The 19,088-nt window shown below is 31.5% G+C and carries 24 protein-coding genes; 10 read left to right on the top strand and 14 right to left on the bottom strand.

Annotated features, from left to right (window positions below; translation table 11 throughout):
* Positions 1–203 precede the first annotated feature (203 nt).
* From LWW95_10065 to LWW95_10110, 10 genes are all read left to right on the top strand, one after another.
* On the top strand, positions 204–434 hold the full coding sequence (locus LWW95_10065) for a hypothetical protein (GenBank protein ID MDL1957368.1): 231 nt from the start codon (positions 204–206) through the stop codon (positions 432–434).
* 314 nt (positions 435–748) lie between these two features.
* Positions 749–988, top strand: a complete 240-nt coding sequence (locus tag LWW95_10070; GenBank protein ID MDL1957369.1) for a hypothetical protein — start codon at positions 749–751, stop codon at positions 986–988.
* Positions 989–1,057: 69 nt separating this feature from the next.
* The gene (locus LWW95_10075) at positions 1,058–2,467 is read left to right on the top strand and encodes a hypothetical protein (protein MDL1957370.1); all 1,410 of its coding nucleotides are present in this window, start codon (positions 1,058–1,060) and stop codon (positions 2,465–2,467) included.
* A 41-nt stretch (positions 2,468–2,508) separates the two neighbouring features.
* Positions 2,509–2,757, top strand: a complete 249-nt coding sequence (locus tag LWW95_10080) for a hypothetical protein (protein MDL1957371.1) — start codon at positions 2,509–2,511, stop codon at positions 2,755–2,757.
* Positions 2,758–2,780: 23 nt separating this feature from the next.
* Positions 2,781–3,347, top strand: a complete 567-nt coding sequence (locus tag LWW95_10085; GenBank protein MDL1957372.1) for a hypothetical protein — start codon at positions 2,781–2,783, stop codon at positions 3,345–3,347.
* Positions 3,344–4,108, top strand: coding sequence for a restriction endonuclease (locus LWW95_10090; GenBank protein MDL1957373.1), 765 nt, complete (start codon positions 3,344–3,346; stop codon positions 4,106–4,108). The genes LWW95_10085 and LWW95_10090 overlap by 4 nt, the downstream gene beginning before the upstream one ends.
* 811 nt (positions 4,109–4,919) lie before the next feature.
* Positions 4,920–5,573, top strand: coding sequence for a division plane positioning ATPase MipZ (locus LWW95_10095; protein MDL1957374.1), 654 nt, complete (start codon positions 4,920–4,922; stop codon positions 5,571–5,573).
* A 1-nt stretch (position 5,574) separates the two neighbouring features.
* Positions 5,575–5,943, top strand: a complete 369-nt coding sequence (locus tag LWW95_10100; protein ID MDL1957375.1) for a hypothetical protein — start codon at positions 5,575–5,577, stop codon at positions 5,941–5,943.
* A 123-nt stretch (positions 5,944–6,066) separates the two neighbouring features.
* Positions 6,067–6,315, top strand: a complete 249-nt coding sequence (locus LWW95_10105; protein MDL1957376.1) for a hypothetical protein — start codon at positions 6,067–6,069, stop codon at positions 6,313–6,315.
* A 13-nt stretch (positions 6,316–6,328) separates the two neighbouring features.
* Entirely contained in the window at positions 6,329–6,559 is a 231-nt protein-coding gene (locus LWW95_10110; GenBank protein MDL1957377.1) for a hypothetical protein, read from the top strand.
* On the opposite strand, the gene LWW95_10115 is transcribed toward LWW95_10110, so the two are convergent.
* The 14 genes from LWW95_10115 to LWW95_10180 form a co-directional block, all read right to left on the bottom strand.
* On the bottom strand, positions 6,556–7,620 hold the full coding sequence (locus LWW95_10115; GenBank protein ID MDL1957378.1) for a type IV secretion system protein: 1,065 nt from the start codon (positions 7,618–7,620) through the stop codon (positions 6,556–6,558). The genes LWW95_10110 and LWW95_10115 overlap by 4 nt on opposite strands.
* Positions 7,621–7,629: 9 nt before the next feature.
* The gene (locus LWW95_10120) at positions 7,630–8,046 is read right to left on the bottom strand and encodes a hypothetical protein (GenBank protein ID MDL1957379.1); all 417 of its coding nucleotides are present in this window, start codon (positions 8,044–8,046) and stop codon (positions 7,630–7,632) included.
* 9 nt (positions 8,047–8,055) lie between these two features.
* The gene (locus LWW95_10125; GenBank protein ID MDL1957380.1) at positions 8,056–8,778 is read right to left on the bottom strand and encodes a type IV secretion system protein; all 723 of its coding nucleotides are present in this window, start codon (positions 8,776–8,778) and stop codon (positions 8,056–8,058) included.
* A gap of 2 nt (positions 8,779–8,780) precedes the next feature.
* Positions 8,781–9,299 carry a cag pathogenicity island Cag12 family protein gene (locus tag LWW95_10130; GenBank protein MDL1957381.1) on the bottom strand — a complete coding sequence of 173 codons (519 nt, stop codon included), beginning with the start codon at positions 9,297–9,299 and terminating at the stop codon, positions 8,781–8,783.
* Entirely contained in the window at positions 9,296–10,309 is a 1,014-nt protein-coding gene (virB11, locus tag LWW95_10135; GenBank protein MDL1957382.1) for a P-type DNA transfer ATPase VirB11, read from the bottom strand. Before virB11 ends, LWW95_10130 begins: the two co-directional genes overlap by 4 nt.
* A gap of 3 nt (positions 10,310–10,312) precedes the next feature.
* Entirely contained in the window at positions 10,313–11,365 is a 1,053-nt protein-coding gene (virB10, locus tag LWW95_10140) for a type IV secretion system protein VirB10 (protein ID MDL1957383.1), read from the bottom strand.
* On the bottom strand, positions 11,362–12,240 hold the full coding sequence (locus tag LWW95_10145) for a TrbG/VirB9 family P-type conjugative transfer protein (GenBank protein MDL1957384.1): 879 nt from the start codon (positions 12,238–12,240) through the stop codon (positions 11,362–11,364). The genes virB10 and LWW95_10145 overlap by 4 nt, the downstream gene beginning before the upstream one ends.
* Positions 12,240–12,893 (bottom strand): type IV secretion system protein, encoded by a 654-nt coding sequence (locus LWW95_10150; GenBank protein MDL1957385.1) that lies wholly within the window; start codon positions 12,891–12,893, stop codon positions 12,240–12,242. The genes LWW95_10145 and LWW95_10150 overlap by 1 nt, the downstream gene beginning before the upstream one ends.
* A complete protein-coding gene (locus LWW95_10155) occupies positions 12,890–13,042 on the bottom strand; it encodes a hypothetical protein (GenBank protein MDL1957386.1) in 153 nt (50 codons plus the stop codon). The genes LWW95_10150 and LWW95_10155 overlap by 4 nt, the downstream gene beginning before the upstream one ends.
* Positions 13,039–15,786: a VirB3 family type IV secretion system protein gene (locus LWW95_10160; protein ID MDL1957387.1), complete on the bottom strand. Its 2,748-nt coding sequence runs from the start codon at positions 15,784–15,786 to the stop codon at positions 13,039–13,041. Before LWW95_10160 ends, LWW95_10155 begins: the two co-directional genes overlap by 4 nt.
* 20 nt (positions 15,787–15,806) lie before the next feature.
* Positions 15,807–16,091, bottom strand: a complete 285-nt coding sequence (locus LWW95_10165) for a TrbC/VirB2 family protein (GenBank protein ID MDL1957388.1) — start codon at positions 16,089–16,091, stop codon at positions 15,807–15,809.
* Positions 16,092–16,164: 73 nt separating this feature from the next.
* The gene (locus tag LWW95_10170) at positions 16,165–16,746 is read right to left on the bottom strand and encodes an NlpC/P60 family protein (protein MDL1957389.1); all 582 of its coding nucleotides are present in this window, start codon (positions 16,744–16,746) and stop codon (positions 16,165–16,167) included.
* Positions 16,739–17,395 (bottom strand): replication initiation protein, encoded by a 657-nt coding sequence (locus LWW95_10175; GenBank protein MDL1957390.1) that lies wholly within the window; start codon positions 17,393–17,395, stop codon positions 16,739–16,741. The genes LWW95_10170 and LWW95_10175 overlap by 8 nt, the downstream gene beginning before the upstream one ends.
* An 802-nt stretch (positions 17,396–18,197) precedes the next feature.
* Positions 18,198–19,064 carry a hypothetical protein gene (locus tag LWW95_10180; GenBank protein MDL1957391.1) on the bottom strand — a complete coding sequence of 289 codons (867 nt, stop codon included), beginning with the start codon at positions 19,062–19,064 and terminating at the stop codon, positions 18,198–18,200.
* Positions 19,065–19,088: the final 24 nt, after the last annotated feature.

Below are 19,088 nucleotides of genomic sequence, written 5' to 3' on the forward strand. Positions count from 1 at the left end.
GACTAACCTTAAACTAAACTTGTTCACATCAGGCTAACTTAGTCTATAACTTTGTTATACCGTATTTTTTGCTTATACTTTATATGTATTTTATTATTAATTTATTTATATTTTATATGCTATTTACTTGACATTATCCTATTTTTAGGCTATAATTATACTGTATCAATTAAGATACAAAAACAATCGTAAGGAGCTTTTAAATGAGCCAAATTGACACAACAAAAAGCGCTATCTCTTCTCTTAGATATGCCCTAACATTACTTATGTCTATTCTATTTGTAAGTGTGGGTTTTCTTGTAAAGGACTACAGAGACAATCACATTGATGCTATGACAATCTTTGCCTTAATCCTTGTAGCTACTGCTACAGTATCGGCTATTTTCGTTCAGAAAGCAATCAACAAAAAATCAAAGGAGCTTAAGGATATGTAATCAATTTGCTCTAAGGTGTTATAATGACACCTTAGAGCCTTACAAATATGAAAGGAGCCCAATATGCTTAAGACACTATTACTTATAGCCCTAGTCGCTATTGTCGCTGTTGGTATGTATTCTATTTATAGGAATACCAAAACGCTAGAAAAACTTTAAAAACCCCCCAGCACCTCGCCCCTGTTGAGGTGCTAATCCCCCAAAATACTTTATATATATTTTATAATTAAATTATTTATATTTTATAGGTAATTTACTTGACATTATCCAATAAACTTGCTATAATATACTTACAAACAATCAAAGGACACAACATGAAAAAATTCATTAATGACCAACTCGACTTAATCGCACCGGCAGGCATAGAACTAAAAGTAGGTGATACAGTCCAATGGACTAACGAATATGGTGTGACATGGACTAACAAGATAATTGGTTTCAACACTACAAGAGAATATAATCAAGAATATAAAAAGTTTGTTCACCTTGACACGGAAAGCTATTGGTTTCCTCATGGTGCAGATACACTAACAAAAATAAGTAAGGTGGCATAGACATACAAACACTACACGCATAGTAACTATTGCTGGGATAAATTCAAAAAAAACACAAAGGACAAAAAAATGAAAACCTACACCAAAGAACAACTTTTCAGAGAAATCTACTTAAACGAAGATGCAAAGTTTACCTCTACCAAATGGGAAGAGGATAACTTCATCATGCAAAAAGACGGACAAATCATAGACCATGAGGGAAACCCTTTTAACCTAATGACTGCCGAAGATGAAGAGTGGATAGTTTGGGTTGAGCCAAAGCGAACACAGAACCCCCATACAATCACTAAAGAAGAGGCTTTAAAGGCTCTTTATAGTGGTGAGAGAGTCAAAGCCTTAGAGTGGGATAATAAATCCTTAGAACTCAAGGACGGGCAAATCTTACTTAATGATAAAGCACCCTTTAACATTATGACTGCCAAAGAAAAAGATTGGGTAATCATTAAAGAGTGCAAAGACACTCAAAATGAGTCACAACAGATAGCAGAACTTAAAGCAATGCTTGAAGAGGTACTCGCTAAAAATTCCACCAAAGAAGCAAAGCATACAGACGGTAGAAGTACAGAAGAACAAGCTAAGACAACTGAACTAATAAAAGAAGTTTACGGTGTATCAACACCTAAAGAAGTACAGGAGCAGTTTAGAGAGAAGCTTGAAAATGCACACAGTACCTTAGATGTAGAAAAAGCCGTGTGTGAGTATATCCCTTACTGCTGGATGGGTAACAGAACGCTAGGCACGACAAGCGTTTACTATTCAAATATGCGTAAGGTTATCAAAGGGCTTAAGAATGAAGAACACAGAGAAATAGGGCTTAATCTCTTTGTAGCACCTCAAAGCGTGTACGAAACAGTACAGGCAAAGATTACTGATAATAAAAAAGAAGAGATACGGAATAAAAATACTTTTGAAAAAAAGTATATTGAAGACCTTATGAAAAAAATCAAAGATAAGATTTTATCTGATGATTTTTCAGACCACCCACGCCAAACAGACGAAGAGAGAGAAAAGGCATATTGGGCGTATGCGTATTTAACAATCGTTACAGGGAGAAGACAATCGGAGATCCTAAAGACTCTTAAAATCAAAAAGAAAAATAATGTATGGCAATACTGCGGTATCATTAAAGATCGCGAAGAAGACAAATGTATAGATGCCTATTCACTTGATGAAGACTATGAGTTTTTAAGTGATTTGGTTGATTATATTCAATCACATTTAGAGTCTGACAAATTTACAAAAAGAGAAATGAACAGTAAGTTTAATAACTCTTTTAACAATGCTCTTAAGCGTATTACAGGTACTTCTTTTAAGGCTAGTGATTATCGTGATATTTACGCTGAATTACTTTGGCTTAAAGAAAAAGATAAAAAAGGCAGTCAAATAGATAAAAGAGATTTTAAAGCTAAAGTATTAGGACATAAATACGATGGTAAACTATCTGCTACAGAACATTATGACAGTTGGGAAGCTATTTAAGGTGCAATAGGTGAACTATACAAAAAAGTAAGGACGCAATAATGCAGATAATAGAAACAATAAAAGGTTATGACATCACGGCTGGATATGATGAGCCTTTAGGTCATGTATTCTTAGTGATTGAAAAAAATGAAGATTTAATATATTCAAATCTTAACCTAGATAATCCTTTTGAGATAAAAGACTTTAGTTACTTTGTAGATGTAGCAAAGTATTATGATTTGGATATATCCCACATGAAAGAACAGATACATAATGCAAGAGATACCAATACTAATGATGATGAATAATTAAAGATACTTAAGGATATAAAATGATTGAAGAAGAAAAAGCACTAGAAAAGAGATATGAAACTATCACAGTCCTTGGAAGCATTGTAGTTTTCCTTATTACCCTTGTATTAATTCAAGATTACAAATATATAGTTGGTGATATAGATTGGACTACTTTTGAAATTATATCTTTTAATGTTGTTGTATTTTTGGTTAGTTTTTTTACATTACATTCTGCCTTGTTTTTGTATAGAAAAGAAAAAGATAAAATAACACATAATAATTTTTTACAATCAGAAAAGATACAACAACTTGAAGAAGAGATATACAATCTAAAGCATAAAGAACTTATACTTTATATGATAGCTGAAATGTTACACAATAAAGAGGATAGAGAGGGTACATACACCAATGATGAAGTAAGTACAATGCTCTCTAAGGCAAGAGTATTTACCCCTTATTATGGTGCAGAACATGCAGACATAAATCACATGGAACAGTTTATAAATTATCTATCTAATGATGCTTGGATAAAAATATTTAAAAAGCCTGCAAGTGAAACAGATTTTAAAGTAAAAGAATGGTTTGAAAAGGAGAATAAAAAATGATAGATACAATTTACTTTTTAGCAATGCTTATATTTTTTATTCTCCTCTTTAAATCTGCAAAGCATTTAATGGATAATAAAAAAGAAGTACCAGCACCCCAACCAATAAAACAAAACACTACTCATCATCACCTTAAAACCTCTCCAGCACCCAAACAAAAAAAACGAACGTACACCTCTTACGCTAACAAAGTTAAAAAGGGTAAAGAGTATGAGGAGATTATCGCAAAGCTTTTTAGTTGCAGGGGTTATACTCTTTTTGAGAACGGAAAAAACAAAGGTAAAAAAGACGGTGGGATTGACTTAGTGGCGAGTAAAGCCAATGAAACAATACTCATACAATGTAAAAATTGGAAGAGTACCTCTAAGTATAAAATACGCCATGATGAGATAAAAAAACTACGTGCAGAGGGTAGAGATTTTTTAGAAGAGCATAAGGAGTATGTAGCTGCTAACATGAAGCTGCTTTTTGTACTAGCTGAGGATTGCGTACACCCATCTGCAAAGCACCACTTAGAAGACATTAAGAACAAAGGTAAAAAGGTAGATATAGAGATAATACCTATCTTTAATGCAGAAAAAGAGATTAAAGAGTCACTAGATATTGTTATTGAGGATAGAAAAAAGTGTCCTAAATGTAATCAAGGTTATTTAGTACCACGTACCCTAAAGAATAAGAAGTATCAAGGTAAGTATAAACAAGAAAATTTCTTAGGGTGTAGTAGATTTCCTAAGTGTAAATATTCAGAAGATATAGTTTAAAAGCTTGACACATTTTTAACATTAAAATAAAATCACGCTTGAAATGTTCCTATGCCTTATCCTAAAGGCTTGATGTAGGTCAATCCCTCCCTTATATTGTAAATACCCTCCTTTTACAAGCAGTCGTAAGACTGCATAGCCATAGAGCATCACTTCGTGTATTGCTCCGAAAAAACTCCAAACTAAAATAAAGCCAATTAGCCAGCGATAGCGTTATAGCAAAACGCTTGTGAATTACTCGTAAAAGTTCCATGAGCCACAGAGTGGTCCTGGTACTTTTAGTCCATACGTGGACGGCGTGTTATTCATCTGCTTTTGTGAACTTCAAACGGAAACCATTAAGCGTGCCTCGTAAGAGGTGCTACAAGGCTTCGGGTTTGGCGAATTTGTGAAAATAGATTAGTGTAAAACTTAAAAATAATTTGGCTGACACTATTACAAACTTGGTGAAGATGGTATGAAGCGATTAGCGTAATACGGTCTTCTTTGTAATAGGGTCAGGTCAATTATTTTTAAGTTAATGAAGTAGGGCTTAAAATATTTAATAAACGGAGTGCTTAAATATTTTAAGTCGTGCTGAATGGTTAGGCTATTCTATTTGAACAAATGGGTAAGCTTAGTTGGATTACCCTTTAGGGCGTGTACCGTGTACCGTCACGTAGTGATTGAGAACGACCCTTTAGGGTAAGCCCAAAAAAAATAAACATAATAAAATATACATAAAAAATTAATATTTAATACATATTTTAAGCATAAGTTAATATAAATCATGTAACACTATAGAATACAAAACAATCTAAAAGGACACAACATGATTATAAACTTCTCACACCAAAAAGGCGGAACAGGAAAAAGCACAATAGCGTATCATCTAGCTAAAGCATTTGAAGACAAAGGTTTTAAAACCACTATCTATGACCTAGACATACAGGACACATGTATAGAGTATAACAATCTAAGAGATATTCCAAAATCAAACATCTTGAATATTACAGAAGATGAAAAACTCATAGAAGTAATAGACCAAGCAAAAGAAGATGAGATATACATCATAGATAGTGGTGGATTTGACAGTAGCTTAACAAGATTAGCGATAATGGGTGCAGATATAAACATCACACCAATAGCAGACAAAGTAAGCGAAATCCTCGCAATCACAAAGAAGTACAGTAAGATACTCAAAGAGATTGAGGAAGCAACACAAGAGCAAACAAGCACGTATGTACTTCTAAACAGAATACACCTATTCGCTAAGAATTTTGAACATCTTGAAGCAATCATAGAGCCGCATAAACAAATGAAGATACTCAATACAATCATTAGAGACAGAGCAATCTATGACAAAGCCTTACAAGAGGGTTTAACAGTACAGGAAGCAAATACCCTTAAGGGGCATGAAGACGCAAGATATGAGCTAAATAAACTAGCAGAAGAGCTACTAGCAATAAATAAAGAGGAGAAATAAAATGAGTGAAGTAAACAAAAGAAAAAAATCATTTGCAGATAAAGTAAACGCTGTTAAAGAGTCTGCACCTCTTACTGAAAAAAAGAAGTCCACACCCAGACAAAAGAAGAGTATCGGACAACCAAAAAAAGAAGCACGACTCAAACAAGATAAGACAATAGTTATATATGTAAATGAAGAGCAGTTAAAAAAGATTGAAGAAAGAAGTGTAGAGGCTGGGTATAAAGCAAAAGATAGGGCAAAATGGCTTAAATCTATTGCAATAGGTGACTCTGTATCAAAAGAAGAGTTAGACAGGCTAAAACTTCAACTAGAAGAGAAAGAAAATCAAATAAAGATGTTAAAAGATATACTTACAAGTCAAAAATAAAAAGGAAACAAAATGAAAACATTAAATAAACTATCAATATTGACTATAACAATTTTACTATCTCTAAACGGCTGTGGAGGTGGAAGCTCTACAACAGGTGATAATAAGGTAGAACAGCCAACGGTGGACGTAACCTATACCCTTAACGGGAAAGAACGTCCTACGTGCCACAATGCAGATTATACAGGAGAAATTAATCCATCACCAGACGATGTAGTAATGTGTATATGGAATTGTGGAAGATACCAAGGAAGCGATACAATAAATGTTACATTAGTATTTAACAAGCCAAATCAAACAGAAGAAGAGCCTTGGGAATTATGGGATGAAGACCTAAAAGAAGCAAGTCCTACACTATGTAAAGATATTTAAAAAGAGAGAATAGATGAAAAACAATCCATTTAAAAAAGGAACACTTGCACATTTTTTTTACAGGATAGACAAATTTATAAGTAATCCAAAAGTTGCACTAAGTAAAAAAATAGGAGAAGATGTTTTTAACATAATATCTCTAGTGTTATTACCTCTACAAATTATATTTATATTAATAAAATTTGTAGTAGAGATATTATGGGCAATTACAATAGGTTTAATAATTACATCCTTAATAAGCTAGTTTTTTTTACCTCCAGCCTTTCTCTCTGCTCTAGCTTTTTTACCTGTTTCTCTAAGTAGCTTATGAGCTTTACTCCCTGCATCACCAGCTTTTCTTGAAACACCACTAACCCCGTTTATAACTTTTCCTGTACTTTTCTTTGCCGTATTATAAGTACTTTTACCCACACTTTTACCTGCACTATATCCCTTGCCCGCAACCATGCCTGTTGTTGCGGTAGCAATAGCTGCACCTTTAGGTATTGACTCAATAGAAACAGAAGACAATTTAGATGCTAATTGAGTTGACATATACAAAAGAACAACACCCAATACAGAAAATCCAAAAATTACAAAAGCAGATAAAATAATATCTACATTGGTGGTATCATATATATAACCTGGTGTAACAGAAAGAGGATTAATTCCATCAAGTATGTTTTTATATTCTGTAAATATAACTTCTGTAAAAAGAGAAAGGAAAAAAATTGTAAATATATTGGAAATAATCATTTCTATCCATCTGTCAAAAATACCTCTAACCAAAGGAAAAAATAGAGATAAAAAAGCAAAAGGTGCAAGAACAAATATAATTTGTAATGTAATTGTATTGATAATTAATAAAATTGATGCGGTTAGCCCAACTGCCATATAGCTTAAAAATATAATACCTGTTCCCATAATAGCTAAAAGTTTAAGCCACTTAATAGAATCATGTTCAAAATAAATTTGATGGATTTTATCAATAGTCTTCAAGCCATCATCTAAATCTTTATAGATAGAATTGACACCACCTCCACTTATCCAATCTGTTAATCCTTGAATTGCTCCTATGGCATAATTATACCACTCACCAGCGTTGAATGCAAAGAGAGAAATAAACCCAAACATCATTAATTTGTAAACAACTTGGCGTACAGGGTTATCAACTTTACCCAAATGAAACATATAGGCAATATATAATATATATATAATAGCCCATGTTGCTACTATCGTTTGAAATCCTGCGACAAGCGTAACAGATTTTGAGGGATCTAGTAATGCAACGATTTTTTCGCCCATTTTTCCAAAACTTACAAACATTTAATATCCTTATTTAATAAATTCTTGGTCTATAAAAGAACTTGAATTTTTCCATTTTATTTTTTGTGTTGCCATTGCTGAATTAATACATTCTTGTTCTTGCTTAGGATCTTTCTCATTTAATTCATTACATATTTTATTCATAGCATATCTTTCTGCTTTATTTTCCATATAATATAAAACTGTTTTATACTTTTTTGGTTTTTCAACTATTTTAGATATTTCTACTTTTTTAGAAATATCTATTTTATTATTTTGTATTGATGATATTGTTTTTTTAGTTATATTTTTCTCTTCATTCTGTATTTTATTTTCACATCCAATAATAATAAAAAGTACTATTAATACTACAGAGGCATATACAAATTTATCTAGTCTTATTCCAAATATGGTACTTTCTTTATTTTTTCCATTTTCTTCTAGCATTTAATATCCTTATTTAATAAATTCTTGGTCTATAAAAGAGCCTGAATTTTCCCATTTTTCTTTTATCATCTGTTCAGTTTGTCTCATATCAACACGCTCTTTTGCTTTATTTTGAGACTCCATCATGTCAATTTGAGTCTTAAGTACTTGAAGTTGAGCTAATTCAATTTGAATAGCGTTTGCAATATCTGCTGACTCTTTTACGTTATTACTAGATGCTCTTTTTTGTGCAAGTGTTTTAATGTTATCACCAAACTTTTTTAAAGTTTTACTTATTTCTTGATAGGTAGCTATTTCTTGTACCTGTCTAATCATTCTATTTTTACAGATACGTTTCATATCATCATTCATATAGTCATAATTACAATCATTAAAAAGTTCATATTTGGTAAAAAGCTCTTTAGCATATTTACCTATTTGAGATTTTGGATTATCAATAATATCATCCGTTAAGTCCATCAAATCTAAAGAGTAATTTTTCAAAAAATTATGAAACTTTTTCATTTCTTGTGCAAATCCAATAACATCCCTAATTCCTGTTTGGGCGATAGTTTGTTTTATAAGTTGCTCTGTATGTTTAATTTGTTCTGCCGTCTGCAATAATTGTTCTGCATTTTGAACAATTTGCATTTCAACTGTTGCTTCATCAACACTTGTACCAAAGAGAGAAAAAGCATTTATTTGAGTAAAGAGCAATGTAACGGCTACTAAGATTTTAATTGTGTTTTTCATGCTTAATCCTTTGTTATATAATTTTTAGGTATTTCTACCACCTCACTAGAAGCAGGTAATAAGTTTTTACCACTTTTTATCTCCTTGCTAAATACGTTTATAGTATTGGCAATAAAAGGGGTTATCTGAAAATAATCAATAATTATTTTTCCTCTTCTTCTTGCACTTGTAGGTATAAGTGTAATTTTTGCCGTTACTTGGTTTTTCAAAAAATAATTTTTATATTTTTTGATCGTGTGTGCATTTCCACGTATATATATATGTGTGGCGTGGTGTGCAAGGTAAAAAGATGCTACTATCTCATCATTATCAAAGAAATAGCCATAACCATGTTTTTTAGTCTGCTTATAATGCCAATTTTTACTGGTAAAGAATTGGTCTTTTGGTACGTTCGTTTTGTTTTGAGAGAGTATATTAATACTTATATTCTCTTTTGGACTATCTTCTAGCTGTATTGGGTGTTTTACTTGCTGGGTACACCCTATAAACAGTAAAGCACTCATTGTTAATAACATTTTCATTTTTTATCCTTGTTCTTTTCTGGTTCTATGTCTTTATAATATATCTCTGTTATACGTCTTCCTTCGTCTGTATCTGCCATGTGTATAACTATATCAATAGTATATTTCAAAATATCCTGTATGACGTTATACGGTATTTTTTGACCGCTATCACTAAGCAATGTCATCATAGACAATCTGCTAAAAGTCTCTTCTACACTTCCTGCATGGCATGAAGTGATTGAGCCTCCATGACCCGAATTGATAACATTGATAAAATCAAATGTTTCTGCACCTCTAAGTTCTGCTAATACGATACGGTCTGGTTTCATTCTTAAACATGATTTTAAAAGTGTTGTAGCATTTAAGAAATCTGTACTTTTTGCTTCACTTGGGTAAAAAAGCTGAACATAGTTATCTTCTTCTTTGAATATTAACTCTTCAACGTCTTCAATGCTTATTACTCTTGAAAATTGAGGTATAAAGTCCATAATGGTTTTCATAAATGTTGTTTTACCACTTCCAGTAGAGCCAGCAACAATAATAGTTTTACCCTGCTTGACGGCTTCTATAATAAAATCTTTATACTTTTCTTCTCTATATAGAGCCTTTAAAGCCTCTTCTTTTTTCTTAACTTTTTTCCTATTCTCTCCAACTAAAAATAATCCTTGCTCTTCATACTCTGTCATGGATATTTTTTTCTTGCTTGGTTTTCTTATAGTAATAGAGATATAGTTCTGTTTGGTTGCTGGTGGCATAACCACCTGTACCCTCTCCCCATTTGCAAGCGTTGAGCTTAATATAGGTTTAGCTTGGGTTATCTCTGTATCTTTTGCAGAGGCAATAACTTTAGAAATTGCTTTAGCAGATTTAAAAGTTAAGTCCGTTTCATAGTTTTTCCATTTTCCATTATCGTGTAACGCCCATATATCACCTTTTCCGTTGTAGCATACTTCGGTTATGGTGTTATCTGCTAAAAGTTCTCCAAAGTACTTATTTATATAGACTTGTAAAGATACAGACTTATTCATGTTCTACCTTTCTAACTTGTAAACTTTTGAAAAGTCCACATCTTTATTTACATATATATTTATTAAATCGCCTTGATGTTTGTATAGTGTTGGTGGGATATTAATATATTGCTTTAACATAGTATCTGCCATATTTGAAGTTGCAGTAGTAGTATTATTAATAGTATAATTTCTATTATCTGAATTATTTATATTGTTTGCAACCGCACCAATAACATCATCAATTACACTTAATAAAATTGCTCCTCCTACTCTCATACCCCAATGATTATCTACATCGCCTACCATTCCAGCAGAGCCTAACTCATCAGACGCACCGCTACCTAAAGAGATAATAATATTATTTGGAGTACGTAAATCTTCCCAAATTGCGTATAGTCTATTCATACCGTTTTTAAGCCCTGTTTTTTTGTATGTTCCTACTGCTATTGATCCTTTTTCAATCAATAGTACATTTCCATTTGCAGAATATACATCTTCTGCAATAGTACAAGTAATTTGACCGCCCAACATAGAGATTAATCTCACATCCATAGAACATGGTATAAAAGTACCACGTACTAGGTATAAATTAGGATCGTAATGGTGAACGCCTGCAACGGTGCTAATACCACCTGTATATGGCTCAATTTCGGCTCTTTTTGACTTACTTTGGGGTAAAGGCAAGGTCGGCATTTTTATACTACCTGTACCACCCTTTTGTTTAATTGCTAATTCAGAGCTTGCACCCTTTATTATCTTTGGTATATATTTTTTTGGCTTTATCTGCTCCTGTACTATTTTTGGTAAAGGTGGCAAGGTAGGTAAAGCTTTTTTAGGCTCTACAACTCTCTTTACAGTAGGAGTAAATTTTTTCTCTTTTACTACATTTCTCTCGATTGTTTTTACCTCTACCGGTGGTTTTGCATTTTTAAGTAAAAAATAAAATACAGTTCCAGCTATTATCGCTGACAATACCCCTAAAAACATAAATACTGTTTTTGAGCTGTTACGTGTTTGACTTTCTTCCAGTAATTCTTCATCTTCGTTTTCTATTTCTTCATTATTTATATTCATCTTATTTCTCTCTTGACTCTTGGATTATTTGTATTTTCATACGCTAAATCGGGGTTTTTGCCATACCCACCATTTAAAACACCTACAAGCTTTCTGCCACTTCTCAAAAAGAACAATTTACCTGTTTTATGTACTGTCTTGACATAATATCTTCCTACTCTTCTAGTGTGCGAATTGATAGAAAATTCCTTATCATTTTCTCTTAAAAAGATGGCAGGCATTTTTTTAGTTATGTCAAACCCAAAATGTGTAAATTTTCCATCATCGTAAACATAGTTAGGTGCTATATCTGCACTTCCCTTATTTACTTTTTTATAATAATCCCAATTTCTAGGTACTTTTACTCTATCAAGCTCTTTTTTAATTTCTTTAATCTCTTTTTTTCTCTGCACTTCTTTATATTGTTTTTGTTTACGTTTAAAATCTTTATTAGGGTATTTAATTTTTATCTTATAGTTTGCTTTTTTGGAAGATAGACGTAAATCACAGATATATACTCGCTTATTTGTGCGTATGAAAAGATTAGTTGCCCAATCTTTAGCATTTGGTGGTATTACCATCTTTTTATTGACTAATCCACCCTCTCCCTCAACCTCTGCAACAGAAGACATATAAGGCTTTGCCATAACCCAAGCCGTATTACCGCTATGTTTAACCGTCCAACCATCATTAAATCCTGTATCTCCCAATATAACGTCCTCATCCTCGGCAAATTCAATCATTGTAAAATATCCCTCTTTGGCATACACTACAATCACATCATTAGGATTATAGGTTACAGTTCCCATTCTTCTATCATAAGGTGATAGCTTTACAGGTGAAGCAGAAAAGCTTAAAAGTGTTGCTGTCAAAAACAGTAAAATATATCTTTTCATTATTTTACCTCTGCATCAACACGATAAGAGATAACTTTAAAGCCCAATGGGTTTAAAAGTCGTTCTTTTTCTGTTGCCTTAAGTGCCGGCATATATGTATATGCAAGAGTGACTATTTTAATTTTTGAGTCCACGATCATACCTTTTTTCTTTGTATCTATTTTAATTCTTACAGTAGCGTTTTTGATATGTGCATTTTCTCCAAGTGTTACACTCAACACCTTAACACTCTCTTCTGTACCCTCTCCTAATACTTTATCTCTAGACTCCTTACCTGCGTATATTTTAATGTAATCCTCTGCAACTTTTTTAGTTGAGTTTAATTGAACATACACATAATCTTTTGATAAAAGAGAATAGAAATATTGCTCTCTTTTTTTAACATATTGACTTGTAAAGAATTTATCTATAGCCTCATTGTATTCTATGGTCTTTTCACTCACAGAGGACAACATTTGTGTTAGTCCTGTAGTCTTATCCACCTGTATAACAAACGGCTCTGTTTTAACAAGAGGCTTGAAGATAAACAGTAAAATAACGATACATAGTAAAATAATGGATATAAAAGTAATTATCCACGCTCTTTTATTAGATTTTTGGAGAATGTCTGACAACTTCAACTCAAAATCTAACTCTTCTGTTTTTTTACTCATTTGACACTCCCTTTGATTTTATCACCGTTAATCGGTTGCCACTCTTTTTGATGAAGCATATTATTACTTTTATCACTTACTGACGGCAAAAAAGCAGAACATCCATTAAGTGCCAAAAGTGCAATTAAAGCTATTATAGTTTTACTCATTTTTCTTCCTTGTAGTATTGTTTTAGTTGAGCTATTTTTTCTTCAAGTGAAATTTCTTGCTTAAAGATTTTTTGTATGCTTTCTACGTCTGTTTCATCAGTAGAGAGTGCTTTAATAAAAAAGTTATCCATATTTGAGAGGTCAAGACTTGCTACGATTGACTCCTCATCTCTTTTAATCAAAAAGTTATAATTTGTCTTGTCAAATGCTTTTACTCTCAAATATTCAGACTCACTACACGTAAGCCCTTTTACATAATCATCTTTAACTGCTTTAGGATTTGCAAAAAGGAATATAGAGGCACTTTGTTCTATTATCGCACGTGCATTTTTATTTTGCAAAAAGTCTTCTACACTCTGAACACCCAAGATAATAAAGTTATTACGGCTTCTATTTGTTTTTAACTTTTCTTTTACTTCATTAGATATATGTTCATTCTCTATCCATTTCCACGCCTCATCTATCCAAAGTCCAAATCTTCTACCGTCCATAATATCCATGACACGCCAAAGGATATAATGACTCATAGCATCTTTGACATCATCATCATTTAGAAACTCCGTTCCATCTATTCCTATAAGATTGTTACTGCCATTTAAAAACCTGTCTGCCTTATTATCAAATACCCAACCATATTTTTCACCTTTTTTCCAAAGTTTTAAAGCTTCTTTTATGCTGTTCTCTTCTTGTCCTCCATCAATATTCTCTAAGAGTAGAGATATAGGATATTGCCTATCCTCCTCCTCAAACTCTGACATAATAAAGTTAATTGCATCAGTAATCTTTTGATTGTCTGCTGGGCTTAATTTTATTTGATTTCCAATCATTATTTTAATAAGCATTTCAAGTTTTCTTACATTTCTTTTTGAGTATTCACACATAAAAGGATTAAATCCTGTCTCTTCACCATTTTTCAAGATGATATACTCACCACCAGCGGCTAAGATATTTGCCATTGCTCCATATTTCACATCAAGATAAATACCAAAAAAGCTTTTATGCTTATCAAGCATTTTGGTAGGAAAAGTATCTTTTTGATTATATTTCATCATCATATTTAGTAAAAAGTTAAGAAATGCCGTTTTACCACTTCCTGACTGACCGATAACCAAAGAGTTACCTAGTGTAAACTTGTTAAAATCGTTTGCCTTATCTACTTGGTGTATATTGAGATAATACGGCTGATTAGAGGGTGTATTTAATATAGATATTGCTTGACCCCAATTATTATTGTCTCTTCGCCCTAGTGGGTAAGAATGAAATGATATAAAATCTGCAAAATTTCGTGAACTAATCAAAGAAACATTAGGTCTAAATTGTGTATTTGATGGGAATTGTGCAAAGTATGTAGCTGGAAAAGCAATATCTGAATGTGTCATAATATGCCCCATTTCCTCAATCTTATTAGATACATATTCTGTATCTTCTTTTACTTTTTCAACACTATCTGCATAGATAAATATACTAAAGTGGTACTCGCCAAATGAAATCTCATCACTCGTTAAACGGTCTAGTGCAAGTGTCAAATCTTCAATTTGACTTACTCCATCATCATGTGACCCTGCTAATCGTCCTCTTTGTGCCTTAAGTGACTTTTTAGCCTCACGCTTAATCATTGGTACAAAACTTTGAGTAATTACATAGGTGATTTGACTCTTTAGAAGATCATTTAAAATCCCTATGTATGTTTCACTACAAAATTCTTTTATTTCCAGTGCTTGAACATATCGGCTTGAATGATTGCTATATTCAATTTTTAACAGTCCTTTATTGAATTTTAGATTTTTAGCATTACCTGTAATGTAGCTATCAATCGTTGATTTTAATACTCTTACTTTAGAAAATTTACCACCTACTAAGAAGTTAAAAAACTCTAATAATGTGCTGTACTTAATATTATCTTCATGGTATATACCTAATCTAGTAGCTCCATACTTATTAAGCCCTGCTGTCATTTTTTTAGATATTTCTTCCATCTGAAAAATAAACTTTTTAACGGCTTTTTCTTTTTTTTCTAAATCTAATCTAATAAAGTTGGATTTTTCAACTCTGTTTTTAAGTGGTGTGTAAACAAGCGTAATATATCTAAGTGTAATGTGTAAATTTGATTTTTCAATATTATCATAGTAAGCATCTGCAAAATCCTTAAGATATGGATTGTCATATTCATAGTCAAGCTTATCACTATAAGGAAGCATTGCAGAATGAATATAGATAGATATATTTTCATTAGATAAAGAGCGTATTAATGTATTAAGTGACTCTTTCTCGTTAGACAGATATTCTGCATCAACCATATCAAAATGAACGCCATCTACTACCCATGTAGAAATATATTCATGTTCTTTTGTTACTACAATATCTTTAGTGATATGTGTACTGTAAGGGAGGTACTTTTGTAAATTGGGGTGTTTATCTAGTGGATAAATATTTAATTTAGTTCTATGTTCATCCAATTTTCTATATTTTGAATGAGTGGAATATGTTTTCACTTTATGGTATTTTTTATTTGTTCCGAGAGTATGTGTCTTTATAGCATTTGCATAAACTGAAAATATATTTTCATTATATTTTGTTAATGAATAAAGAGCAGCATAAAAAGGTATTAACAATAACCAAAATGCCAAGTTGAACCATAGTCCAAGAAGCAATATAGCCATACCTCCAACGATTAATGGAATATACGGCACACCTAAAAACAAGGCACTTCTTGTCATTCCTTTAAATACTATATCATTATTCATTATTGTATTCACCTGTTATTTTATGGAATAAGTAAAGTAGCTAAGGCACTTGCACCAGCTATCAACATTGCACCGACAAAGATACGTGCTACATCATTCCAATCTGCACCTCTAAATATCATCATAAACCCAACATATATAAAGGCAAGTGTTACTACGATAACTGCAATAGCAAGCAAATCCCCTTTAAGAGTTGTCAATGGTGTTTCAATATCTGCCAATCCGCCAGCAGCAGACGCTAAAGTTCCGATAGCCATCATAAGTAATAGCATTTGTAAAATTGTTTTAACTGCATTTTTTGTCATTTCATTTCCTTTTGTATTTATTTAAGTATCAAGTTTGAGCCAAGTGTATATTTACTGTATCCAATATCCTCCTTTAAATATTTTTTAACAATAGTGGTCTATATTTAGTATCACTCTTGTTATTGTAATTTTTATAGATAAGTTTTCTAACAATTTTTTGGGTTTCACAGCTACCAAAGCGTTTACCTATAAAAAACTCATCTACATATTTTTTAGTGATTTTCTCTCTCACAACACCATAGGCTTTACCTTTTGCATGAGTAATAAAAGGATAGCCGTCTTTGTCAAAGCCTGTTACAAGTGCTACATGATGAATATCCCCTTTGTTATCTTTAAAATAGACAGCATCACCCACCTGTAAATTAGAAAAAGAAGTAATATTAAAGCATTGCTTCGTTTTAAGAGCTTGATTTTTAGCAGTACGTGGTAAATTAATCCCTGTATGCGTTTTTACTAATATTTTTACAAATGCAGAACAGTCTAGCCCCTTAGTAAGTGAATTACCCCCCCACACATAAGGTACGCCTATATATTTATCTGCACTTTTCGCTAAAGCTTTGCCGTTGGTGTAAGTACCATGAATATAAGCTATGCTAGGAATAGCAAAAGTACCACATGTTGATAAAACCATAAGAAAAAGCATTCTTTTAGGCATTGTTAAGATCCTGATTAAAATAATCAAACGTAAGAGAGATAATTTTCTTACCATTTTTCTTTTTTGTAGTTTCGTAAGATATATGATAATTCGTTTTGGTGTTAATATCTGTGACTATTCTATCTATAACAGAAGCATTAAAAGCATTAAAATTTTTATATTGAGTAGGTTTTAATTCTAAAACTTTTTTAAGTTCTGCCACTTCAATAGTAAAATTATTATTCTCTTGCTTAAGCATAAAATCTATAAAAAGAAGTGTTTGTTTATATCTTATTCCGTTAAACAAAATGTATTTTAAGTAAGCATGCTTAGAAGACTCTTTAGAGTTGAGTACAATCTCACGTAAAATAGAGGCAGGACGAAAAAATATTTTATCCTCTACTATCTCAATATCATTGATTGCATCAGAGCCATACCAACTATTTTTATTATTATCAGTAATTGATAATTTTATGTTTTTTTTAAGTAGTGATACAAGTTTCTCAAAAGGCATATCCTTAAAAATACTTGATGTTATAAAATATGATTTATTAACATTAATATTTTTTTCTATTGCTATAAGGATATGTCTTAAAAGGAAGTACTGCTCTTTACTTATCTTAGGAATATCTAATGTGAAGTCGTTAAATTCTATTGTATTTTTATTCATAAACATGATTTTATCACTTTATCCTTTAATTTCTAAAATAAATTATTTTATTGGTACAATAATAGCAAAATTAAAATAAAAGTCAAGTTTTATTTTAAAAAAATAAAATACTATAATTTGATAAGTATAGATCACAATAAAAAAACCATTCTTTTTAGGAGATAATGATATTTTTCGCATGGTAGGAAGATTAGCTTTCCCAATTTTTGGATTTGTATTAGTTTATAATTTTATACATCATACAAAAAAAACAAAGTAAAGTATATAAAAAGAATAGCTTTGTTTTCATTACTTGCAATATATGTATCTAAATATACAGAATATAATATAAGTGGGGTTTTATTGACAATCTCTTTTTATTTTACTTTAAAAGATAAGAGGTTTATAGGTGTAACACTACTTTACGAAGAGCCAAAAAAGGATAATGTCAAGTAAATATATATAAAATATACATAATTTATTAATATTTTATATGTTTAATAAAAAAGGCTCTTAAGCTCATGCTTTGCTGGCTCTATGCCGAATAGCCCACGGAGTGCCATAGTGGAACGTACCCTCAAACGTCTAACTACTTTGTATAAGATAAAAAGTTTTCAAAAGTTTTTGTTCCCTTTACTAAGCTGTAGAGATTTGCTAAGATTGATAATCGCTAAGTATTACATCCTATGATGTCATGCTTCGCTATTAGCGAACGTGCAAATATCGTAAGCTTTGTCAAGGATCAGAACATAAAGTTTTTAAAAGTTTTTTTCGCCTGTAGCTCTTGGCTTAGTTGGATTAACCCTTTAGGGTAAGCCCCAAACTATTTTAAATCAAAAAATGGTAAAGAGGATTGTTTTAAGACAACCTTTTTTACACCTTTGAGTTTATCAACTGTTACACCATCAAAGAAATCAACCTCACAAGCCCTATCAATACAAATATTATTACCATCAAACCAAATACCAAACATAGACAAATCTTCATCTTTCAAATGAACTATATATTTATTAAGAGTACTTTTATTAACAACATTTAATAAACCTAGCTTCACAGTCAATAAATTTTTAATATCAATCTGCAAGTTATCAAAAGTTAAAAGCCAACGTACAACCTGTTTAGATATATCGTGGTCTAAATTTGCAATAAAAGGAGTGTATTTAGAATAGTTAAATACTCTTCCCTGTTTGTAAAGAGATAAAAAATTCTTACTAAAAGAAAAAGAGATAAAACCTGTATCATCATCAATACCTAAAGTATCAAGAATTTTAAAACCGATGGCATTTACATTATCGCCCTTTTCACTCTTTATAAAAAAACGGAAATTAACATTATTTAATTCTTCTAAAATAAAATCAAGCCAAACAACATTTTTAGAATTTTTTTGAAGAACATCCAAAATAGAGGTATGAGAAACCACATGTTCCACATCAGAGGAAATATCACAAAGCATAATTAACGCTTCTAATACATCCTTATGCGTCTGAGTAAGAAGCTCATTTTTAATAACAAACACTTTGTCACCAAAATAAAAAGAAAGCTCTTTATTATTCTCAATAAATTGCTTATATAAAGAAGTTCTTTTTATATTTCCTCTATCAAATCCCCAAAATAAAAAAGATCTATTTTCAATCTCGGAACTATTAACAGTCTGCAAACGAAAATCAATATTTTTTTGTTCATCATTCATATTTATTCCCTCTCGCTAGGAACA

The organism is Candidatus Desulfofervidus auxilii, assembly GCA_030262725.1.
Taxonomy (GTDB): Bacteria; Desulfobacterota; Desulfofervidia; order Desulfofervidales; family Desulfofervidaceae; genus JAJSZS01.

Coding starts and splice junctions, on each gene's coding strand:
- LWW95_10065 (MDL1957368.1), top strand. CDS start 204: ATGAGCCAAATTGACACAACAAAAAGCGCTATCTCTTCTCTTAGATAT.
- LWW95_10070 (MDL1957369.1), top strand. CDS start 749: ATGAAAAAATTCATTAATGACCAACTCGACTTAATCGCACCGGCAGGC.
- LWW95_10075 (MDL1957370.1), top strand. CDS start 1,058: ATGAAAACCTACACCAAAGAACAACTTTTCAGAGAAATCTACTTAAAC.
- LWW95_10080 (MDL1957371.1), top strand. CDS start 2,509: ATGCAGATAATAGAAACAATAAAAGGTTATGACATCACGGCTGGATAT.
- LWW95_10085 (MDL1957372.1), top strand. CDS start 2,781: ATGATTGAAGAAGAAAAAGCACTAGAAAAGAGATATGAAACTATCACA.
- LWW95_10090 (MDL1957373.1), top strand. CDS start 3,344: ATGATAGATACAATTTACTTTTTAGCAATGCTTATATTTTTTATTCTC.
- LWW95_10095 (MDL1957374.1), top strand. CDS start 4,920: ATGATTATAAACTTCTCACACCAAAAAGGCGGAACAGGAAAAAGCACA.
- LWW95_10100 (MDL1957375.1), top strand. CDS start 5,575: ATGAGTGAAGTAAACAAAAGAAAAAAATCATTTGCAGATAAAGTAAAC.
- LWW95_10110 (MDL1957377.1), top strand. CDS start 6,329: ATGAAAAACAATCCATTTAAAAAAGGAACACTTGCACATTTTTTTTAC.
- LWW95_10115 (MDL1957378.1), bottom strand. CDS start 7,620: ATGTTTGTAAGTTTTGGAAAAATGGGCGAAAAAATCGTTGCATTACTA.
- LWW95_10120 (MDL1957379.1), bottom strand. CDS start 8,046: ATGCTAGAAGAAAATGGAAAAAATAAAGAAAGTACCATATTTGGAATA.
- LWW95_10125 (MDL1957380.1), bottom strand. CDS start 8,778: ATGAAAAACACAATTAAAATCTTAGTAGCCGTTACATTGCTCTTTACT.
- LWW95_10130 (MDL1957381.1), bottom strand. CDS start 9,299: ATGAAAATGTTATTAACAATGAGTGCTTTACTGTTTATAGGGTGTACC.
- virB11 (MDL1957382.1), bottom strand. CDS start 10,309: ATGAATAAGTCTGTATCTTTACAAGTCTATATAAATAAGTACTTTGGA.
- virB10 (MDL1957383.1), bottom strand. CDS start 11,365: ATGAATATAAATAATGAAGAAATAGAAAACGAAGATGAAGAATTACTG.
- LWW95_10145 (MDL1957384.1), bottom strand. CDS start 12,240: ATGAAAAGATATATTTTACTGTTTTTGACAGCAACACTTTTAAGCTTT.
- LWW95_10150 (MDL1957385.1), bottom strand. CDS start 12,893: ATGAGTAAAAAAACAGAAGAGTTAGATTTTGAGTTGAAGTTGTCAGAC.
- LWW95_10155 (MDL1957386.1), bottom strand. CDS start 13,042: ATGAGTAAAACTATAATAGCTTTAATTGCACTTTTGGCACTTAATGGA.
- LWW95_10160 (MDL1957387.1), bottom strand. CDS start 15,786: ATGAATAATGATATAGTATTTAAAGGAATGACAAGAAGTGCCTTGTTT.
- LWW95_10165 (MDL1957388.1), bottom strand. CDS start 16,091: ATGACAAAAAATGCAGTTAAAACAATTTTACAAATGCTATTACTTATG.
- LWW95_10170 (MDL1957389.1), bottom strand. CDS start 16,746: ATGCCTAAAAGAATGCTTTTTCTTATGGTTTTATCAACATGTGGTACT.
- LWW95_10175 (MDL1957390.1), bottom strand. CDS start 17,395: ATGAATAAAAATACAATAGAATTTAACGACTTCACATTAGATATTCCT.
- LWW95_10180 (MDL1957391.1), bottom strand. CDS start 19,064: ATGAATGATGAACAAAAAAATATTGATTTTCGTTTGCAGACTGTTAAT.